At 68.3% G+C, this 17,289-nt stretch carries 17 protein-coding genes; 8 read left to right on the top strand and 9 right to left on the bottom strand.

The window, feature by feature from the left end:
- Positions 1 to 150: 150 nt before the first annotated feature.
- The 4 genes from ACQEU8_RS20450 to aztA form a co-directional block, all read right to left on the bottom strand.
- Positions 151 to 1,074, bottom strand: coding sequence for an RNA polymerase sigma-70 factor (locus ACQEU8_RS20450; RefSeq protein WP_433103105.1), 924 nt, complete (start codon positions 1,072 to 1,074; stop codon positions 151 to 153).
- Between the two features lie 155 nt (positions 1,075 to 1,229).
- Positions 1,230 to 1,703 carry a carboxymuconolactone decarboxylase family protein gene (locus ACQEU8_RS20445; protein ID WP_433103103.1) on the bottom strand — a complete coding sequence of 158 codons (474 nt, stop codon included), beginning with the start codon at positions 1,701 to 1,703 and terminating at the stop codon, positions 1,230 to 1,232.
- A gap of 131 nt (positions 1,704 to 1,834) precedes the next feature.
- Positions 1,835 to 3,022 carry a GTP-binding protein gene (locus ACQEU8_RS20440; protein WP_433103101.1) on the bottom strand — a complete coding sequence of 396 codons (1,188 nt, stop codon included), beginning with the start codon at positions 3,020 to 3,022 and terminating at the stop codon, positions 1,835 to 1,837.
- A 10-nt stretch (positions 3,023 to 3,032) separates the two neighbouring features.
- Positions 3,033 to 3,734 carry a zinc ABC transporter ATP-binding protein AztA gene (gene aztA, locus ACQEU8_RS20435; RefSeq protein WP_433103099.1) on the bottom strand — a complete coding sequence of 234 codons (702 nt, stop codon included), beginning with the start codon at positions 3,732 to 3,734 and terminating at the stop codon, positions 3,033 to 3,035.
- Positions 3,735 to 3,783: 49 nt separating this feature from the next.
- Here aztA and aztB point away from each other — a divergent pair, with 49 nt between their 5' ends.
- From aztB to aztD, 4 genes are all read left to right on the top strand, one after another.
- Complete coding sequence (aztB, locus tag ACQEU8_RS20430; RefSeq protein WP_433103097.1) at positions 3,784 to 4,662, top strand: zinc ABC transporter permease AztB; 879 nt, start codon at positions 3,784 to 3,786, stop codon at positions 4,660 to 4,662.
- Positions 4,659 to 5,897, top strand: coding sequence for a hypothetical protein (locus tag ACQEU8_RS20425; RefSeq protein ID WP_433103095.1), 1,239 nt, complete (start codon positions 4,659 to 4,661; stop codon positions 5,895 to 5,897). The genes aztB and ACQEU8_RS20425 overlap by 4 nt, the downstream gene beginning before the upstream one ends.
- A gap of 8 nt (positions 5,898 to 5,905) precedes the next feature.
- Positions 5,906 to 6,865: a zinc ABC transporter substrate-binding protein AztC gene (gene aztC / locus ACQEU8_RS20420; protein WP_433108602.1), complete on the top strand. Its 960-nt coding sequence runs from the start codon at positions 5,906 to 5,908 to the stop codon at positions 6,863 to 6,865.
- Between the two features lie 98 nt (positions 6,866 to 6,963).
- Positions 6,964 to 8,151, top strand: a complete 1,188-nt coding sequence (aztD, locus tag ACQEU8_RS20415) for a zinc metallochaperone AztD (RefSeq protein ID WP_433103093.1) — start codon at positions 6,964 to 6,966, stop codon at positions 8,149 to 8,151.
- 220 nt (positions 8,152 to 8,371) lie between these two features.
- Here aztD and ACQEU8_RS20410 read toward each other — a convergent pair whose 3' ends face one another.
- Together ACQEU8_RS20410 and ACQEU8_RS20405 are read right to left on the bottom strand one after the other, a co-directional pair.
- Complete coding sequence (locus ACQEU8_RS20410; protein WP_433103091.1) at positions 8,372 to 9,091, bottom strand: alpha/beta fold hydrolase; 720 nt, start codon at positions 9,089 to 9,091, stop codon at positions 8,372 to 8,374.
- A gap of 124 nt (positions 9,092 to 9,215) precedes the next feature.
- Complete coding sequence (locus ACQEU8_RS20405) at positions 9,216 to 9,653, bottom strand: ester cyclase (RefSeq protein ID WP_433103089.1); 438 nt, start codon at positions 9,651 to 9,653, stop codon at positions 9,216 to 9,218.
- A 349-nt stretch (positions 9,654 to 10,002) separates the two neighbouring features.
- Here ACQEU8_RS20405 and ACQEU8_RS20400 point away from each other — a divergent pair, with 349 nt between their 5' ends.
- Positions 10,003 to 10,320, top strand: coding sequence for a hypothetical protein (locus ACQEU8_RS20400; protein ID WP_433103087.1), 318 nt, complete (start codon positions 10,003 to 10,005; stop codon positions 10,318 to 10,320).
- A 23-nt stretch (positions 10,321 to 10,343) separates the two neighbouring features.
- Here ACQEU8_RS20400 and ACQEU8_RS20395 read toward each other — a convergent pair whose 3' ends face one another.
- Complete coding sequence (locus tag ACQEU8_RS20395) at positions 10,344 to 11,834, bottom strand: MFS transporter (RefSeq protein ID WP_433103085.1); 1,491 nt, start codon at positions 11,832 to 11,834, stop codon at positions 10,344 to 10,346.
- Between the two features lie 735 nt (positions 11,835 to 12,569).
- Here ACQEU8_RS20395 and ACQEU8_RS20390 point away from each other — a divergent pair.
- The 3 genes from ACQEU8_RS20390 to ACQEU8_RS20380 all read left to right on the top strand — a co-directional run bounded on the left by ACQEU8_RS20390 (position 12,570) and on the right by ACQEU8_RS20380 (position 14,734).
- A complete protein-coding gene (locus ACQEU8_RS20390) occupies positions 12,570 to 13,226 on the top strand; it encodes a maleylpyruvate isomerase N-terminal domain-containing protein (protein ID WP_433103083.1) in 657 nt (218 codons plus the stop codon).
- Positions 13,227 to 13,463: 237 nt separating this feature from the next.
- A complete protein-coding gene (locus ACQEU8_RS20385) occupies positions 13,464 to 13,907 on the top strand; it encodes a hypothetical protein (protein ID WP_433103081.1) in 444 nt (147 codons plus the stop codon).
- 155 nt (positions 13,908 to 14,062) lie between these two features.
- Positions 14,063 to 14,734: a class I SAM-dependent methyltransferase gene (locus ACQEU8_RS20380; RefSeq protein ID WP_433103079.1), complete on the top strand. Its 672-nt coding sequence runs from the start codon at positions 14,063 to 14,065 to the stop codon at positions 14,732 to 14,734.
- A 293-nt stretch (positions 14,735 to 15,027) separates the two neighbouring features.
- Here ACQEU8_RS20380 and ACQEU8_RS20375 read toward each other — a convergent pair whose 3' ends face one another.
- Together ACQEU8_RS20375 and ACQEU8_RS20370 are read right to left on the bottom strand one after the other, a co-directional pair.
- Positions 15,028 to 15,750: an HAD family hydrolase gene (locus tag ACQEU8_RS20375; RefSeq protein ID WP_433103077.1), complete on the bottom strand. Its 723-nt coding sequence runs from the start codon at positions 15,748 to 15,750 to the stop codon at positions 15,028 to 15,030.
- 450 nt (positions 15,751 to 16,200) lie between these two features.
- Positions 16,201 to 17,238 carry a D-alanine--D-alanine ligase family protein gene (locus tag ACQEU8_RS20370; RefSeq protein WP_433103075.1) on the bottom strand — a complete coding sequence of 346 codons (1,038 nt, stop codon included), beginning with the start codon at positions 17,236 to 17,238 and terminating at the stop codon, positions 16,201 to 16,203.
- Between the last annotated feature and the right edge of the window lie 51 nt (positions 17,239 to 17,289).

The following is a 17,289-nucleotide window of genomic DNA, read 5'->3' as shown; positions in this document are numbered from 1 at the left end:
GCCTTTCGGAGTCGAAGATTCGATAGCCGGCGCTTTCAGTGCCCGCTGTGTGGTAACGCCGCCTTGTCCTTGTCGGCGCGCGCGACCGATGCCCGACTCCGCCGCGCTGGACGGCGTCGGGCAGGCGGCGACGAGCACCGACAGTGGAGGTCAGTTCATCTGCCGACGGGCCTGCTTCAACTCGCGGTTGACGGCCCAGGCGTCGGCGACCGGGCCGATGTGGCCGAGCTTGTCGGGGTTGTTCACCGAGTGGATGGTCTGGATTTGTCCGTCGAGCACATCGAGGGCCAGGGTGCGCAGGATCCTGCCGTCCCGGTCGCGGAAGAGCGCGCCCGGCTGGCCGTTGACCTCGTGCGGTTCGAACGTCACGTCTATCCGGGTCAGCAAAGGGGCGGCCGCGCCCAGCACCCGCGCCACGTTCTCCGCGCCCATGACCGCGTTGGCCAGCTGCGGGGCCTTGCCGCCGCCGTCCCCGACCATCTGCACGTCGGCGGCCAACAGATTCCGCAGCTCACCCACATCGCCGTTCTTCAGCGCTTCGAAGAACCGCGTTGCCAGCTCCTGCCGTTCCTGCCGGTCCGCTTCGAACCGCGGCCGCCCGGCCTCCATATGCCGTCGCGCCCGCACCAACAGCTGCCGGCATGCCGCCTCCGAACGCCCTACCGCAGAGGCGACCTCGTCGAACCCGAAGGCGAACACCTCCCGCAGCACGAACACCGCCCGCTCCAGCGGACTGAGCCGCTCCAGCAGCAGTAGCGCCGCCATCGACACCGAGTCGGCCAGCTCCACCGACCGCACCGGATCCTGATACGGATCGCTCAGCAGCGGCTCGGGGAACCAAGGGCCCACGTACTCCTCGCGCCGCACCCGCGCGGAGCGCAGCACATCGATCGAGATCCGCGTCACCGTGGCCGACAGAAACGCCTTGGTCGACGTCGGCCGGGACGACGAGCCGTCGTAGCGCAGCCATGTCTCCTGTACCGCGTCCTCGGCCTCACCCACGCTGCCCAGAATCCGGTAGGCGATCGAGAACAGCAGCGGCCGCAGCTCCTCGAACTCCTCGACCCTGCTCACGCCGACTCCCTCCCCATTGGCCCCTCCCACCCGGCCGTATTCACCGGCGCGGGCACTATTCCGCTGATCAACCGGACCATCGGCAGGGCCGAACCGCGGCCCCCGATGCCGGGGCCCGGGGCCCGCAGCAGGACCCCGAGCCGGTTGCTGATCCGTCAGTGGAACTGCCCGGGCTTGTAGTCGCCGGCCGGCTGCTGGGTGATGACGTTCAGCCGGTTCACCGCGTTCATGAAGGAGACCGTGACCACCAGCGCGGTCAGCTGCTCCTCGTCGTAGTGCTTGGCGGCGTGCGCCCACACCTCGTCGCTGACCCCGCCGGCCCCGTCCGCGACCCGCGTCCCCTCTTCCGCCAGCGCCAGCGCGGCACGCTCAGCCTCGGTGAAGACGGTGGCCTCCCGCCATGCCGCGACCAGATTCAGCCGCACCGGGGTCTCCCCGGCCGCGGCGGCCTCCTTGGTGTGCATGTCGATGCAGACGGCGCAGCCGTTGATCTGGCTCACGCGAAGCGCGACCAGCTCCTGTGTCGCGGTCGGCAGGGATGAGTTCTTGAGCTCCTTGCCCGCCGTCATGAAGTGCTTGAGGACCTTCCCGGCGGTCGGGTCGGCGAAGTAGTTCAGTCGCGCGTCCATGGTGTGCTCCTCCGCGGTTGTCAGTGGCTACACCCCTGAGACGGGGTAGCCCGGCACCCTGTGACACGGACGGATGTGACCTGCGTCTCCCCGCTGCCGACTTCGCCGCCCCGCCGGTTCCGGGGGCGGGATCACAGTGCGTCGTTGTCGCGGAAGAACGGGTCCTCGACGTCGACCCAGTGGTCCCGCCCCAGCGCCAGCTCCTCGTCGGTCAGCAGGGCAGCGTCCAGCGCCGCATGGATCCGCTGGGCGTCCAGGTCGATACCGGTGAAGGTGACCTCGTTCCGCCGTTCGCCGAAATAGTCGTCCCAGAACCAGGACGCGAGCGCACGCCGCTGCGCGGAGACGGCCTCCCACAGCCGCGGTGCGTCCGCCTCCAACCAGGGCCCCGCCTCCCGAAGCTCCAGATGCGCACCGGCCGACCGCCAGGTCACCACCGAGTCGGGGCGGTTGGACAGCCACAGATGTCCATGCCCGCGTACGACCCCGAGCAGCGCGACGGTGAGGGCGTCGGCCAGCCGTCCGGGGTGCACCGGGCGGCGGGCCCGCCACAGGACGGAACCGACACTGTGGCTGGTGTCGCGCCGTACATGCGGCACAGTCACCGGGTCCAGACGCGCCCGCCACGCCTCCTGGGCGTCGTACGGCACCGGTCCGAGAGCGGCGGGCGGCAGCCTTGCCGATCCGGTGCTGTCGGGGGTCGCCACCCGGGCGCGGCCGTTGAGGTGCTGGACAAGTTCGGCCACTCCCGGCGCGAGTCCCCGCCCGGCTCCGGACCGGGAGTCCACCACGACGGTGTCAGCCGCCTCCACCTGTGCGGCTGCCGCTTCGGCCCGCGTGATCGGCTCGCTCGCCGTCCAGCCGTTCCACCTGCGCACCGCACGGTGAACGCAGCTGATGTCCGCCATGAAGGAGCCGGGATCGACGCCGGTCAGCACGGGGCCCGCCACGTAGTGGTCACCGAGCGAGCCGTCCGTGACCTGCGGGCGCCACAGTTCCAGTACGAAGGGGAGCGTGTCGAGGTTCTGGGGCAGGGCGAGGACGACGATGTCGGGGCGGTGCGCGGCCCGTCCGACGGAGAGCAGATCCTGACGTACGATCACCGCCGGCGCGCCGGTCGCCCCGAGCGATCCGCTCTCCCGGATGCGCGGTCCCGCCCCGTACAGGAGGCGCTGGACGACCGGGTAGCCGTCCGGTCTGTGGTGCAGCGAGACGGCCAGAGCCAGGGCGTTCGGCGAAGCAGCCAGCACCTGGTCCACCAGGGCTCCGCGCACTTCGGGGGAGTTCCCGGACACCACGCTCAACAGCGTCTTGGGCATGTGGCCTCCGTCAGTGGTCCCGGATCCGGCGCAGTGCGCTGTCGGTGAGTACGTCGCCGGGCTTTCCCTCATCGACGAGCCGCCCGCCCTGGAGCAGCAGGCAGTGATCGGACTGCCGGGCCGCCTCCAGATCATGGGTCGCCTGAACCACCGTCACTCCCTGGGCCGCGGCGGCGCCGAGCACGGTGGAGATGCTCTCCCTCGCCGCCAGGTCCAGGCCGGTTGTCGGCTCGTCCAGCAGGAACAGATCGGCCTCCTGGGCGAGCCCCTGAGCGACGAGAGCGCGCTGCCGCTGGCCGCCCGACAGCTCGCCGAGTTGCCGTTCGGCCAGGTCGAGGATGCCGAGCCGGTCCAGGCTGTCGTGTACGACGGCGCGGTCCCTGGCAGTGAGCCGCCGCCAGGCGCCGCGGTGGGCCCATCGCCCCATGGTCACGGTCTCCCGGACGGTGAGCGGGAGGGCGTCGGAGACCGCGCTGCGCTGCACGACGAAGCACGGCCGGGAGGCGCGGCTTCTGTCGATGGTGCCGGACGTGAGCGGGCGGACCCCCGCGAGCACGCTCAGCAGCGTGGACTTCCCCGAGCCGTTCGGTCCGACGACGGCGGTGGTCGCCGACCGGGGGATGGCCGCGGTGAGTTGGCGAAGCACCGGGCGGCGGGGGTATCCGGCGGCGACGTTGTGCAGTGAGACCTCGTAGGGCTCGGAGGGTGGCATGTCCTCCCCTTCTTGTTATGACAATCGTTTTCATTATAGATTCCGCGTCATGGAATGGTTGACCGGCCCGTTCGACGTGGCCTTTGTCCAGCGGGCCCTGTGGAGCGGGATCCTGGTTTCCCTGATCTGCGCCACCACCGGTACCTGGGTGGTGCTGCGTGGCATGACGTTTCTCGGCGACGCCATGTCGCACGGCATGCTCCCCGGTGTCGCCCTGGCCTCGCTCTACGGAGGCAACCTGCTGATCGGCGCCGCGGTGAGCGCCGGTGTGATGGCCTGCGGGGTGACGGCCCTCTCGCGTTCGCCCCGGATCTCCCAGGACACGGGGATCGGCCTGCTGTTCGTCGGCATGCTGTCGCTGGGCGTGATCATCGTCTCGCGGTCGCAGTCCTTCGCGGTGGACCTCACCGGCTTCCTCTTCGGTGACGTCCTCGCGGTGCGGGAGCAGGACCTGGTCGACCTCACCGTGGCGCTGTGCGTGGCCGTGCTGGTCTCCGTACTGGGCTACCGCTCGTTTCTGGCCCTCGTCTTCGACGAGCGGAAGGCCCACACCCTCGGCCTGCGCCCCCGGCTGGCCCACGCGGCGCTGCTCGGGCTCGTCACGCTGGCCATCGTCACGTCGTTCCATGTCGTGGGCACGCTGCTGGTCTTCGGGCTGCTGATCGCCCCGCCCGCGGCGGCGCTGCCGTGGTCGCGGCGTGTCCCGACGGTGATGTGCGGTGCGGCGCTGTTCGGCGTGGCCGCGACCTTTGTCGGTCTGCTCCTGTCCTGGCACCTCGGTACGGCGGCGGGAGCGACCATCGCCGCGGTCGCCGTCCTGCTGTTCTTCCTCTCCGCGCTGGCCGCCGGAATCCGCAACCGCCCGGTGGAGGACGCGCAGCCCACCCCCGCAATCGAAGAGCGAATGGAAGACGAGCACTCATCATGATCCGGAACCGGAAGAAGGCCGCGCCCACCGCTGCCGCCCTCCTGGCCCTCGGGCTGTTGCTCGCGGGCTGCGCGGGCGACGGCGACGGCGGGGAAAAGGAGGGGAGCGGGAAGAAGTCCTCGTCCTCGAAACCGCACGGCTATGTCGCGGGCGCGGAAGAAGCAGCGGAGCAGCAGTCCCGTCTCGTACTCGGCGACAAGAAGAACGGCACCCTCGCGCTGCTCGATCTCATCGAGGGGAAAACCGAACCGCTGGGACGGATGAGCAAGGGGGCGGAGCTGGTCACCGACGGCCGGTTCGCCTACGTCAACTCAGGCCGCGGTTCGCAAGTTTTCGACAGCGGCGCGTGGATGGTCGACCACGGCGACCATGTGCACTATTACCGGGCCAAGCCGCGCGAAGTCGGCACCGTGCGGGGCAAGAAGACGGAACACGTCTACAGCAGTTCCTGGCTGACGGCCTTCACCTTTGCCGACGGCACGGCGCGGCTGGTGGATCACGCGGCGCTGGAAAAGGGCCGTATCAGCTCCACCGCGTCTCTCGACGACGCCGATGAAGGGCCGGTCGTGCCCCTGGCGGAGAAGGCGCTCGTTCCTGTCGCCGGACCAGGCGGGAAAACCGTCGTGGAGGTGCGGGACCGGAAGGGGAAGAAGAACACCACACTCGATGAGAAGTGCCCCGAACTCCGCGGCGCCGCGGTGACGCGGATCGGTGTCGTCTTCGGGTGCGCGGACGGTGCGCTGCTGGTGAAGGAGAAGAAGGGAAAACCCCACGCGGAGAAGATCCCCTTCGACCGGAAGGTGCCCGAGGGGGAGCGCCCCGACTCCTTCCGGAACAGGTCGCTCGGCACCACGCTGACCGCTCCAGCGGGCGACAAGGGCGTGTGGGTCCTGAACGTGGCCGAGCGCGAATGGAAACTCGTCGAGACCGGGCCGGTGGCAGCGGTGAACAGCGCGGGGGAGGGGACTCCACTGCTGGCCCTGAAGAAATCCGGCACCTTGGAGGCGTACGAGATATCCGACGGAAAGAAGATTGCCGGCAAAAAGATCCTCTCCGGGACGGCGAGTACGGCGAACGCCTCCCGGCCGGTGATCGAGGTCGACGGCAGCCGAGCCTATGTCAACGACGTAGCGGCGAAGAAGGTCCACGAGATCGACTACAACGACGAGCTGCGTAAGGCGCGTTCCTTCTCCGTGGACTTCACGCCCTCCGGCATGGTCGAGACGGGGCGCTGATGACCGTGATGAGAACCGAACGTGCCGAACGCCCTGAGCGCTTTTCCCGGCACCGTACGAGGGCCGGTGTCCTGCTGCTCGTCGGTGCGCTGTTCGCCGGGCTGACGGGATGCTCCGGTGCGGCCGACGAGCGCCCCACCGTGGTGGTCACCACCAACATCCTGGGCGACATCACCCGCCAGGTCGTCGGCGACCAGGCCGAGGTGAAAGTGCTGATGAAGCCGAATGCGGACCCTCACTCCTTCGGGGTCTCCGCCGCCGAGGCAGCGCAGATCGAGAGCGCCGACCTGGTGGTCTACAACGGCCTGGGACTCGAAGAGAACGTACTGCGCCATGTGGCGGCAGCCAGGGAATCGGATGTGCCGACGCTCGGAGTCGGTGACGCGGTGGATCCCCTCACCTACCGGACGGACAAGACAGCCGGAAAGCCCGATCCGCACTTCTGGACCGACCCGTACCGGGTTCGGAAAGCCGTCGGGATCATCGGCGAGAAGGTCGCCGAGAAAGTGGACGGAGTCGACAAGGGCGCCGTCCGGGCGCAAACCACTGCCTACGGGAAGAAGGTCGAACAGCTCGGCGCGTGGATGAAGCAGAGCTTCGGCACCATTCCGAAAAACCGGCGCAAGCTGGTGACCAACCATCATGTCTTCGGATACATGGCCCGGCGATTCGACTTCCGGGTCGTCGGCGCGGTGATTCCGAGCGGCACCACCCTGGCCTCGCCCAGCGCAGCCGACATGGACGCCCTCAGTACGACCATCAAGAAGGCCGGAGTCAAGGCGATATTCGCCGACTCCTCACAGCCGGACCGGCTGGCACAGGCGCTCAAGCGGGAGAGCCACCTCGAAGTGGCCGTGATCCCGCTGTTCTCCGAATCCCTCACCGAGAAAGGGAAGGGCGCCGCCACCTACCTCCAGATGATGCGCTCCAACACCAAGGCAATAGCGCGGGGACTCACGAAGTCCTAGCTCGCCGACCGACGGTGAGCGGAACAACGACAAGCCGAAAACGTGGACAAGTCCGCCGCAGCACATGCCCGGCGGACACAGGAAGGAAGAACGAGACCATGCCCAGCAGTTCGCGCACCAGGAGAGCAGCCACCGTCTCCGCGCTCCTCTTCACCTCTGTCGTCATGACGGCATGCGGCACCGACGATTCGGACCGGACGTCCGCCAAGAGCGAGGGACAGCAGTCGGCCGCACAGGTCAAGGACCCGCTCGCCGTCACGCACGACGGCGGGATATACGTTCTCGACGGCGAATCCCTCAAGGTGGCCAAGGACGTGCCGCTCAAGGGCTACAACAGGGTGAATCCAGCCGGCGACGACAAGCACATCATGGTGTCCACGTCGCAGGGCTTCCGCGTACTCGACGCCGCCCGCCAGAAGCTGACGGAGACCCAGTTCAAGGGTGCGGAGCCCGGCCATGTCGTGCTGCACGCCGGGAAGACCGTGCTGTTCACCGACGGCACCGGCGAAGCCACGATCTTCGACCCCGCCGAACTCGGAAAGAAGAAGCCGAAGACCGAAACCTACACCTCGCCCTCGCCGCACCACGGGGTCGCCGTCGAGCTGAAGAACGGCGAACTCATCAGCACGCTGGGCACCGAGAAGAAGCGCAAGGGCATCGTCGTTCTCGACGAGAAGCGCAAGGAGATCACCCGTAACGAGAAATGCCCCGAGGTGCACGGCGAGGCGACCGCCAAGAACGAGGCGGTGGTCATCGGCTGTGAAGACGGTGTACTGCTCTACAAGGACCGGAAGATCACCAAGATCGACAGTCCTACGGAATACGGCAGGATCGGCAACCAGAAGGGCTCCGAGAAGTCCCCCATCGTTCTCGGTGACTACAAGCAGGACGCCGAGGCCGAACTCGAACGCCCCGAGAAGGTGTCACTTATCAACACCGAAACGGGCAAGCTGAAGCTGGTTGATCTCGGCACAAGCTACAGCTTCAGGTCACTGGCGCGCGGTCCGGAGGGCGAGGCCCTGGTGCTGGGAACGGACGGGAAGATCCACGTCATCGACCCCCGTTCGGGCAAGGTGAACGACACCATCCCGGTCGTTGACGAGTGGCGCGAGCCCATCGACTGGCAGCAGGCCCGCCCGGAGATTTTCGTACGGGACCACACTGCCTACGTCACCGACCCCGAGAAGAAGAAGCTCTACGCGGTCGACTTGGAGTCCGGGAAGAAGAAGGCGACCGGCACCTTCGACAAGAAGCCGAATGAGGTCACCGGGGTGGTTACCGAGTGACCGACTGACCGGTCGGTACCCGCTGCGTGCCTGGGTGACCGGCGTGTCCCGATGCCGACCGGACGCTGACCGTGACGGCGTCGAACGGAGGGGCGGCTCGCTTCGCGCGTGTCCGGCGGATCCTGGCTGGCCCCTCCGTTGTTCCGGTGAGGGGGTGCCCCTGTCCGACGCTTGCGGGGTGCGGGTGTGTTGTGGCTGGTCGCGCAGTTACCCGCGCCCCTTACGGGGCGCGGGTCCCCCATGCCGGGTCGGCCGCGTCGAGGAGGATCCGTGCTAGTTCGTCCGGTTGGGAGAACATCGGCCAGTGGCCGGTTTCCATCTCGACCAGCCGCCACTGCTCACTGGTCAGCAGCCTGGCGACGTCGTCGCTCGGCTCGGCCCCGTCGAGCAGGCACTTGACGTACGTCGTCGGAAGCTCGCCGAGCGGCTGGGCCAGCACGGCCGGGTCGGCCAGGGTGGCGCCGGGGTGGGGAGTCGAGCCACCCACGAACCGGGCGATCTGCGCATCGGTGAGGCCCTGACCCTCGCAGTCGGCCTCGGCCGGCGGAGCCCAGAAGCCGCCGTTCTGAGCAATGGCGGCTTCCAGCTTCGCCGGGCCCTCCCACCAGGTGGAGACGAACGACTCACCATCGGCCGGGACGCTGGCGTCGACGAAGACCACGCGGGCCAGCCGGTCGCCGATCCGCTCGGCGGCCTGACCGACCGGGATGCCCGAGTAGCTGTGCCCGACCAGCACGACATCGCGCAGACCGAGGCGCTCGACCTCATCGACGATGTCCCGGACGTGAGTCCGCCGCCCAGCGGGCACGGCCTGCTTGTCGGCGAGGCCGGACAGCGTCAACGGGTGAACGCCGTGGCCGGCTTCACGCAACGTGGGCACCACGTCATCCCACGCCCAGGACCCGAGCCATGCGCCGGCAACCAGTACAAAGTTCGACATGGCCGCACAGTAGCGGAGGCACCGACAACGCCCCGCAAACACTTTCGATACGCGCCCCGGCTGCCGCGCCCTCTCGCCTCCCGCGACGGCATGCGACTTCCGGCCCGTCAGGGCTCATTGCAGCTCAGGACTCCGGCCCTCCACCAGGTGTCGGGATGACTTCGAGCTGTTGCAGAAAGCCGAGGAGATCCTTGTCCGACCACTTCTCGGCGAGCTTGCCGTTCTCGATGCGATGAATCACCGTCGCGGTCATGGTGAGCGAATTCCCGGTAGCGGGGATGCCGGGGAGATCCCCCTCGTGCACTCCCTGGGCCGTCAGCCGGGTCACGACTTTGTCGCCTTCCGCGACCTGGTCTTCGACCGTGTGGGTTCCTGGTGTGGCGTCCCAGAACAGCTGGAAGACCTGCTTGAGTCCCTCACGGCCGGGCGCGATTCCCGGGAACGGTGGCGGCGAGTGGTCCTTGTAGTCCTCTGCCACGAGCTCGTCCATGGCGTCCAGATTTCCCGCGTCGATCTCCTGGTAGAAGCGGCGGACCAACATCTTGTTCTCTTCAGTGGACACGGGGACCTCTCTGCGTGACGTTCTGCGGCGACTCGGCGTACACGACCCGAGAATCGTCACCACCGGAATCCTCCAGCCTCGCCTTTGGCGCGCCGGACCACGGCGTACTTCACTCAGGAGCAGCTATGGGCCCCAAGCCGTCGCTCAGCGGCTTCGCCGTCGTGCGAGACGTGCTGCGGCACGAGATCTTCCTGCCACTGGACCGTGGCACGAGCGACCCAGGGCCGACCGCGCCGTCCAGGGTGCCAACTGTCCTTCTTGCGGGTGTTCCGTAGTCTCCTATCCCGGGGCGCGCGAGAGGCGCGCGACTCCCCGGCATGATGCGAGCGAGAGGAGCCGTGGCGGCAGGATGGCGCAGGAGAATGGCACGTGGCGCGTCATGCGCCAGGATGTACTGATCGGCACGATCACCGTGGAGGAAGCCGATTTCCCCTGGCTGCGTGGCAGTTTCGTCCCTGAGCCCTCGTTCTCCCAGGTGAAGCCGTGGTTCGACGACGCACTGGCCCTCATGGAGGCGGACGACTTCGAGGGGTTCGAGGCTGCCTATGACCGTATCCCCCGGGAGCTGACGTTGGTTTCGCCGTCAGGCCCGGTGGCCGATTTCCTCCTGCATATTGACGGTGACGAGGCATGGTTCCGCTGGAGCAATGAGCCGGTCGGAGACTAAAACTCAAGCTGAGAGCTTTTCGTTCAACGCCCCTTCTGCAAAGGGCTGTTAGAGGCGGGGCAGGCCGCCGTCGACTCGGCTGTGGCGGGTGCCGGGCCCTTCTGCCGGCCGTTGGCGGGGCCGGTGCCGCGCAGGCCGAAGGCGGAGATCGCCGTGCCCAGCAGCACCATGACCACCGGGACGACGAGTGCGGTGCGGTAGGCGTTCAGCACCGCGCCCGGTGAGTCATCGGCGCCGGCCGCGGCGATCCCGTACACCGCGGTCACCGCGGAGATGCCGACCGCCGAGCCGAACTGGGTGAACGTGTACAGCAGTCCGCCGGCCAGGCCTTGCTCCTCCTTGGGCACGCTGTCGGTCGCCGCGATGGTGAGCGGACCGTAGGCGAGGGCGAAGGCGGTGCCCGCGATGATCAGGCTCGGGGACATCGCCGCGTACGACCAGTCCATCCCGACCGGCAGGAAGAGCCCGTAGGCCACGATCGCCAACAGGAAGCCGCCGAAGATCACCCGGCCGTTGCCGTAGCGGTTCACCAGGCGCGGGGTGAGGGTGGGCGCCAGCACGGCGTCGCAGCCCATGACGATCAGCGCGATCGCGGCCTGCAGCGACGACCAGCCGCGCAGCTCCTGCAGATAGAGCGTGACGATGAACTGGAAGCCGAAGAACGCGCCCAGAAAGAGCAGCGCGCCCAGGTCGGCCCGCACCATCGCGGCCTTGCGGAAGATCCCCAGCCGGACGAGCGGCGCTTTGACGCGTCGTTCGATCACGATGAACGCCGCCACCAGCGCCAGTCCGGTGGCGAGCGCGCCGAGGGTCAGCCCGAGCCCTTCGCCCCGGTGTTCGAGCCGCACGATGCCGTAGGCGAACAACAGCATCGCGGCGGCGGCGCAGGCCGCGCCGGCCAGGTCGTAGCCGCGCTGAGCGGGCTCGGGGCGAGCCTCGGCCGGCAGCAGCCTGAGCGCCGCGAGCAGGATGGCACCGGCCAAGAACACCGGGGCGAAGAACACCCAGCGCCAGCCGAGTTCGGTCAGCAGCCCGCCGATGACGAGGCCCAGCGAGAAGCCGCATGCACCGGCGCCGGCGAAGATCAGCAGGGCCTTGTCACGTTGCGGCCCCTCCGGATACGAGGTCGTGATGATCGACATGGCGGCAGGGGTCATGAAGGCCGCCGCCACGCCGGTGACGAACCGGGCCACGACCAGCATCCAGCCGGCGGTCGCGAAGCCGCCCAGCATGGAGAAGACCAGGAAGACGCCCAGCCAGATGAGGAACATCCGCCGCCTGCCCAGCAGATCAGCGGCCCGTCCGCCGAGCAGGGTGAAACCGGCGTAGCCGAGTACGTAGCCACTCATCACCCACGCCGCGGTGCCGGTCGTCAGGCCGAGGTCGGCGCGGATGGTGGGGACGGCGACGGCCAGCATGGCGACGTCGCTGCCCTCGAGGAAGATTGTGCCGCACAGGGCGAGCAGCAGGGCCCGGTCTCGTCCGCTCGTACGGGCCACAGGGACGGTGGTCACGGGTGTGCCCTTCACCCGTCGAGTCGCTCGATCAGCTCCGGTTCATCAGCAACGGACGCTGTCCGCCGCGTACGTTGCACAGGCCCAGCCACGGCGCCCGTGCCCATACGTCGAACCGTCGATCCCGGAGCCTCCACAATCGCCATGACCGGGACCGTAGCGAGCAGCGGGCAACCAAGGCCACGCCTTTTTGTCTGTCGCCGGAGGAGGTTCGCACCGGTCGGAAGAGATGGCCAGGACGTGTCGTGAGGGCGGCGTGGCAGGGCTTGGGCAGCGGCCGTCCGCGAACACCCACGAACTTGTCGCAATGGGAAGTCGGCAGCGACGGACCTCCACCTTCAACACACCGGGTCCATTGCGCACGGTGGCCGACTCGCCTGTCAGCAGCTTCTGGGCGTTTCTGCTGACCCACACCGCGATGAACGTCAACAGCGCCGCGGGCGCGGACAGCGCCGTCACCCAGATACGCAGTGACCGAAGCCGGGACGACGGTCTGTGGCCCCGCTGGTCGCTCCCCTCGGACAAGGCCTCCTTTTCCGCAGGATTCGTTCCCTGGACATACGCATGGCTTTGTATAGGGACGCGCTACGGTCGGCACTTGGGGTCTGCCACGGACAGGCGCGTCACAGCCACTTCTCGGCGGCGATGGCAAGGGCAGTTGCCGATTCTCCAGGTGTACGACCCGGCGTCGAAATACGCTTGTCCGCGATTTCGGCGCCGCACTACCGTGCCGAGGTGGATCTCTTCTCACCCTCCTGGGCGGCATTGCGCGCGACGGTCGCCGAACTCCCGGACCAGGACTTCGAGCAGCCGTCCGGCTGTACCGGTTGGCTCGTGCGGGACCTCGTGTGCCACCTGATCATCGACGCGCAGGACATCCTGATCACCCTCGCCACCCCCACGGAAGCGGAACCCACCGTCAACGCGGTGACCTACTGGCACGTCGACGACCAACCGCCGACCGGCGAGGATCCGCTCGACGCACTGACCGTCCGACTGGCCGCCGCGTACGAGGAACCGCACCTGCTCAAGTTCCACCTCGACGATGTCGGCTCCGCCGCCGGCCGCGCCGCCGAACTCGCCGACCCCGGCGCCCGGGTGAGCACCCGCGACGAGGTCCTCACCGTGGGCGACTACCTCACCGCGTACGTCCTGGAATGGACACTGCACCACCTCGACCTGATCGCGTACCTCCCGAATGCGGCCGATCCGCCCCCGGAGGGTCTGGCCCGATCCCGCGCGCTGCTGGAACAGATCGCCGACGCCGCGTTCCCCGCGTCGTTCACCGACCAGGACACACTTCTGGTCGGCACCGGCCGCCGGGCACCGACCGACGCGGAGACGGCCGAACTCGGCGAACTGGCCGCGAAGCTGCCGTTCGTCGTCGGCTGATACATCCACCACAGACAGGCGCCGCCCCTTTGCTGTGCTCCCTCACCCCGGTAGCTGTCCAGGCTCATCCGCACGACCTGGCCGCTGTCAAGGCATAGGCTGAGGATGCCCAGGCCGACGGCAGTGCCCGGTTCGCCCGCGTGGGAGCGAAGAGCGTCGGGCGGCGGGTCGGTATCGCTTCACCATCGGGGGATTCGCCAGTTGCGCACTTTGTCTGTCACCAGAGGCTGCCGCACCGTGCTGTCGGCTGCTGTCTCCGCCGCCTTGGTGATGCTGGTAGCCGGTTGTTCGGAGGATTCCGGTCCGCAAGTCCAGCTCAAGGGACACAATGCCTGCGACCTGCTGACGAAGGAAGAACTGGCCACCATCGGAGGCATCATGGAGGTGGTGCAGGACGCACAGGAGGGTGCAACCTCCATGTGTTCCTGGGATGCCCCCGGCCCTGCCTCACACGCCTCGGTGGTGGTGACGCTCGTGACCGACCGCGACAACGGCTGGATCCAGGACAAGAGCTGCGACCAGCCCATCGGCGGCCTGACCAGCACGTGCAAGGGCTCGAACATCACCGTGTCGTCCGGCGACGACAAGGGCTGGATCACCGTCACGGCACTCAACACCAAGAAATCTCCACGTGCCATCGCCCGTACGGTCGTCGCCAATCTCAAGGCCGACCAGGGGTAGAAGCCGACCAGGTGGGCGCCAGGCGCTCTTACGTCGTACGAGCCGCAGACGCCGGCCGTGGCGAGGGCGAGGGGGTGAGGGGCGAACTGGAGCCGGGGGAGGAGCATCAACCCTGACGAACTCCCGTACTACTGCAGGACACTTACGATGAGCCGATGCGCCAGAGCGACCTGAAGCCCTACTGGAACACCAACGTTGCCCGGCACCCGGGCATCCTCAGTGCCGTGCCCGAGCGGTGCGGTGACGCGCTGGACGTCGGATGCGGGGACGGGCTGCTGGCGCGGAAGCTGTCCGGGCAGGCGAAGCGTGTCACCGGGATCGACAACTCGCCGGAAATGATCGCCTGTGCCCGCGGACTTGCCGCCGACTGCTCGAACGTCACCTTCATCGAGGGCGACTTCCTCACGGCAGACCTTCCCGTCGCGGGTTATGACTTCATCTGCTCGGTGTCCGCGGTCCACCACATGGACTTCGAGGCGGCACTCACCCGCATGTGTGAGCTGCTGCGTCCCGGCGGCACGCTCGTAGTGGTCGGACTGGCCCGTGAGGCGACCTTGGGGGAGTGGGCAGCAATGATCGCAGCCGCCCCCGTCGTACGGATGACAAAGGTGCTGCGCCGCGCGCACAGCCCGGGCGGAATGCCCGCCACCGACCCGCAGATGAGCTACGGGGAAGTACGGGCCACAGCGCGCCGGCTGCTGCCCGGCGTGCGTTACCGCCGACACGTGCTACGCCGGTACTCGCTGACCTGGGGGAAACCGCCCCGACCGACGGCGTCGGCCGCTACCCGGCGGTCCAGCCGACGGTCTGCGGGAGGCCCCAGTTGATCGCCCCGGTGGGAACACCGGGCGGCGCCCGATGGCTTGGCCGGGCGGGCGCCACCAGGTGGTCGTCGGCCCGGGAGGCGTCGACCGGCCGGATGGCTCTCGTACGCGACAACTCCGTGGGCGGCCTGACGGCATCCGCGGGGGCGTACAGTCGGCCACAGCGACCGTCCGACCGCCTTGCCAATCATGCGGCGGCAGTCCAACAGCGCTCGGGTCGACGCGGTCAGGGCCTGCCAGGAACCGCGCCAATTGACCGACGCTGCACCGCCGGTTGGCATAGTGGCGGCAGGGGTTCAGTCGGCGATGGCGGCCGGGAGTTGGTCGAGGGAGTGGATGACACGGATGCCGTCGTCGAGGGTCTTGCCTGAGCCGGTGTTCGCGCGGTCGAGCCAGTAGGCGTGCAGCCCTGCTTCGCGGGCTCCCACCGCGTCGAGTGCGTACTTGTCTCCGACGTACGCCACCTCTCGCGGCTCAAGGCCGAGCGATGCGCAGCCGGCGAGGAAGATGCTGGGGTGGGGCTTGGCCGCACCGTGCTCGTCGGAGCACACGAGTGTGCCGTCGAGGTACGGCAGGAGACCGATGGCGTCGAGCTTGGTGCGTTGGTGGTCGACGGATGAGTTGGAGACGATTCCGAGGCGGTAGTCGGGTGCGAGCTTTCCCAGGACCGGCTCGGCATCGGGGAACGCCGCCCAGGCAGCGGTGCGGTGGACTTGGTATCCGGCGAACCAGGCCGTCACTTGGTGGTCCGACAGTCCGGTGCGGGGAGCCTGCCCGATGTGGGAGAGGAATTCCCGAGTGCGTTCGTGCTGCTGCCCGGCGAAGGTGATCTCGCCGCTCAGGAAGCGGGCGTACTGCCTCTCCATGATCTCCCGCCAGAGCGCCAGCGCCGTGGCGGCATCGGGAAAGAGCTCAAGCAGCCCCTCGGCTCGCAAATGGGCGAGCAGGCCGATTTCCTCCGAGGTCGAGTAGTCGAACAGGGTGTCGTCCACGTCGAATAGCACACCCTGGATCGGCATGAGCTCATCCTTTCTGCCTCTGGCTGCGGCCTGGTTCCGGCGTGCTGCGAGCATCCCACGTGCACGGGAGGGCATCAGTCGGCAGCTGCACACGGCAGGGGTGCCGGAGTGCGAGCAGGTCGTCGCCTCCCACGGCTACGTTGTCGGGCCCGGAGTCACGGCTGCCTGCCAGGTTCCCGCGCCGAACCCCCCCCGGCTCCCACGTACGGAGAGCGCCTGGAATGCCAAGGCCGTCTGGAAGGCCTGGGCGTCGAGAACGGCGTTGCTATTGAAGCGTGCTGGAGGGTGTGAGAAGCGTCCGACTCAGAGGTAAGGGGGATCGAGGGCCACGGCCCCCGATCCCCCTCCCGTGTCCGAGGCCACGTGCCTGAACGCGTGCTCCCCGCAAGGTATTCGACGGCTCAACCGTCGGCCACTTCAGCAGCCGTGACAACGCTGGCGGAGCGCCCATCAGGGTGCGGAGAGGTCCACGATGCGCTGGATCAGGTCGGGGTAGGTCCAGCCGGCGCCCGTTGCGGCGAGGGGCAGCAGGCTGGTGGCTGTCAGGCCAGGGAGGGCGTTGACTTCAAGGCAGAACGGATTCCCGGCGGTGTCGCAGCGGAAGTCGGTGCGGGAGTACGCATCGGTGCCGAACCCCAGGGCCAGGTGAGCGTGCCGGGCCGACTCCTGGAGCTGTGCCGTGAGGTCGGACGGGATGCGTGCCGGGCAAACCTCGCTGACCGCCCCGGGCTGGTATTTCGCCGCGTAGTCCCACACTGGCGTCGTCAACTCGATCTCGACCACGGGGAGCACCTGGTCGCCGACCACGGCGACGGTGAACTCCCGCCCGGGAAGGAACGGTTCCACCAGCAGCTCGGCATCGCTGGGCCGCACTTCGGCTGCGATCTGCTCCAGTTGCGACAGCGACTCGACGCAGTGGACAGAAACACTTGAGCCGTCCGCAACCGGCTTGGCGACCACTGGACCGGCCGTCATCAGTCGCTGTACGGCCTGCGGCACCTCGCCCGTCCCGGGCTGCCACAGCACCCGCTCGGCCACCGGCAGACCTGCCGCGCCCAGCACCGCTTGGGCCCGTCCCTTGTGCCATGCGGCCGCGCATGCCGCGCTGTCCGCACCCGTGAACCGTACGCCGGTCATCTCCAGCAGTGCCTGCACGTGTCCGTCTTCTCCCCAGCCGCCGTGCAGAGCGAGGAATACCAGGTCGGCGCTGCGCAGCAGTTCGAGGACGGGACCGTCGGTCAGAGCGGCGTGCATGCGCTGCCGCGACTGGTCTCGGTCCAAGAGGGACGGTGGCTCCTTCCCGACCGCGTACTCGTCGACCGCGTCACCGGGTTGCAGCGGACCAGCCAGGACCGGCACCGCGGCGGCCGGGTCGACCAGCACCACCTCGTGCCCCCGGTCGAGCAGAGCCCGGGTCACTGATCGGCCCGAGGCCAGGGAGACGTCCCGCTCCGAGCTCTCTCCACCGCACAAGACCACAACGCGCATATCCGTACCTCGTCGTCCTTCCACAGCCGCATCACACGATCAGTCGGTTCA

This window comes from Streptomyces sp. CA-250714 (assembly GCF_050936705.1).
Taxonomy (GTDB): domain Bacteria; phylum Actinomycetota; class Actinomycetes; order Streptomycetales; family Streptomycetaceae; genus Streptomyces.
This window is presented reverse-complemented; position numbering and strand designations above follow the sequence as displayed.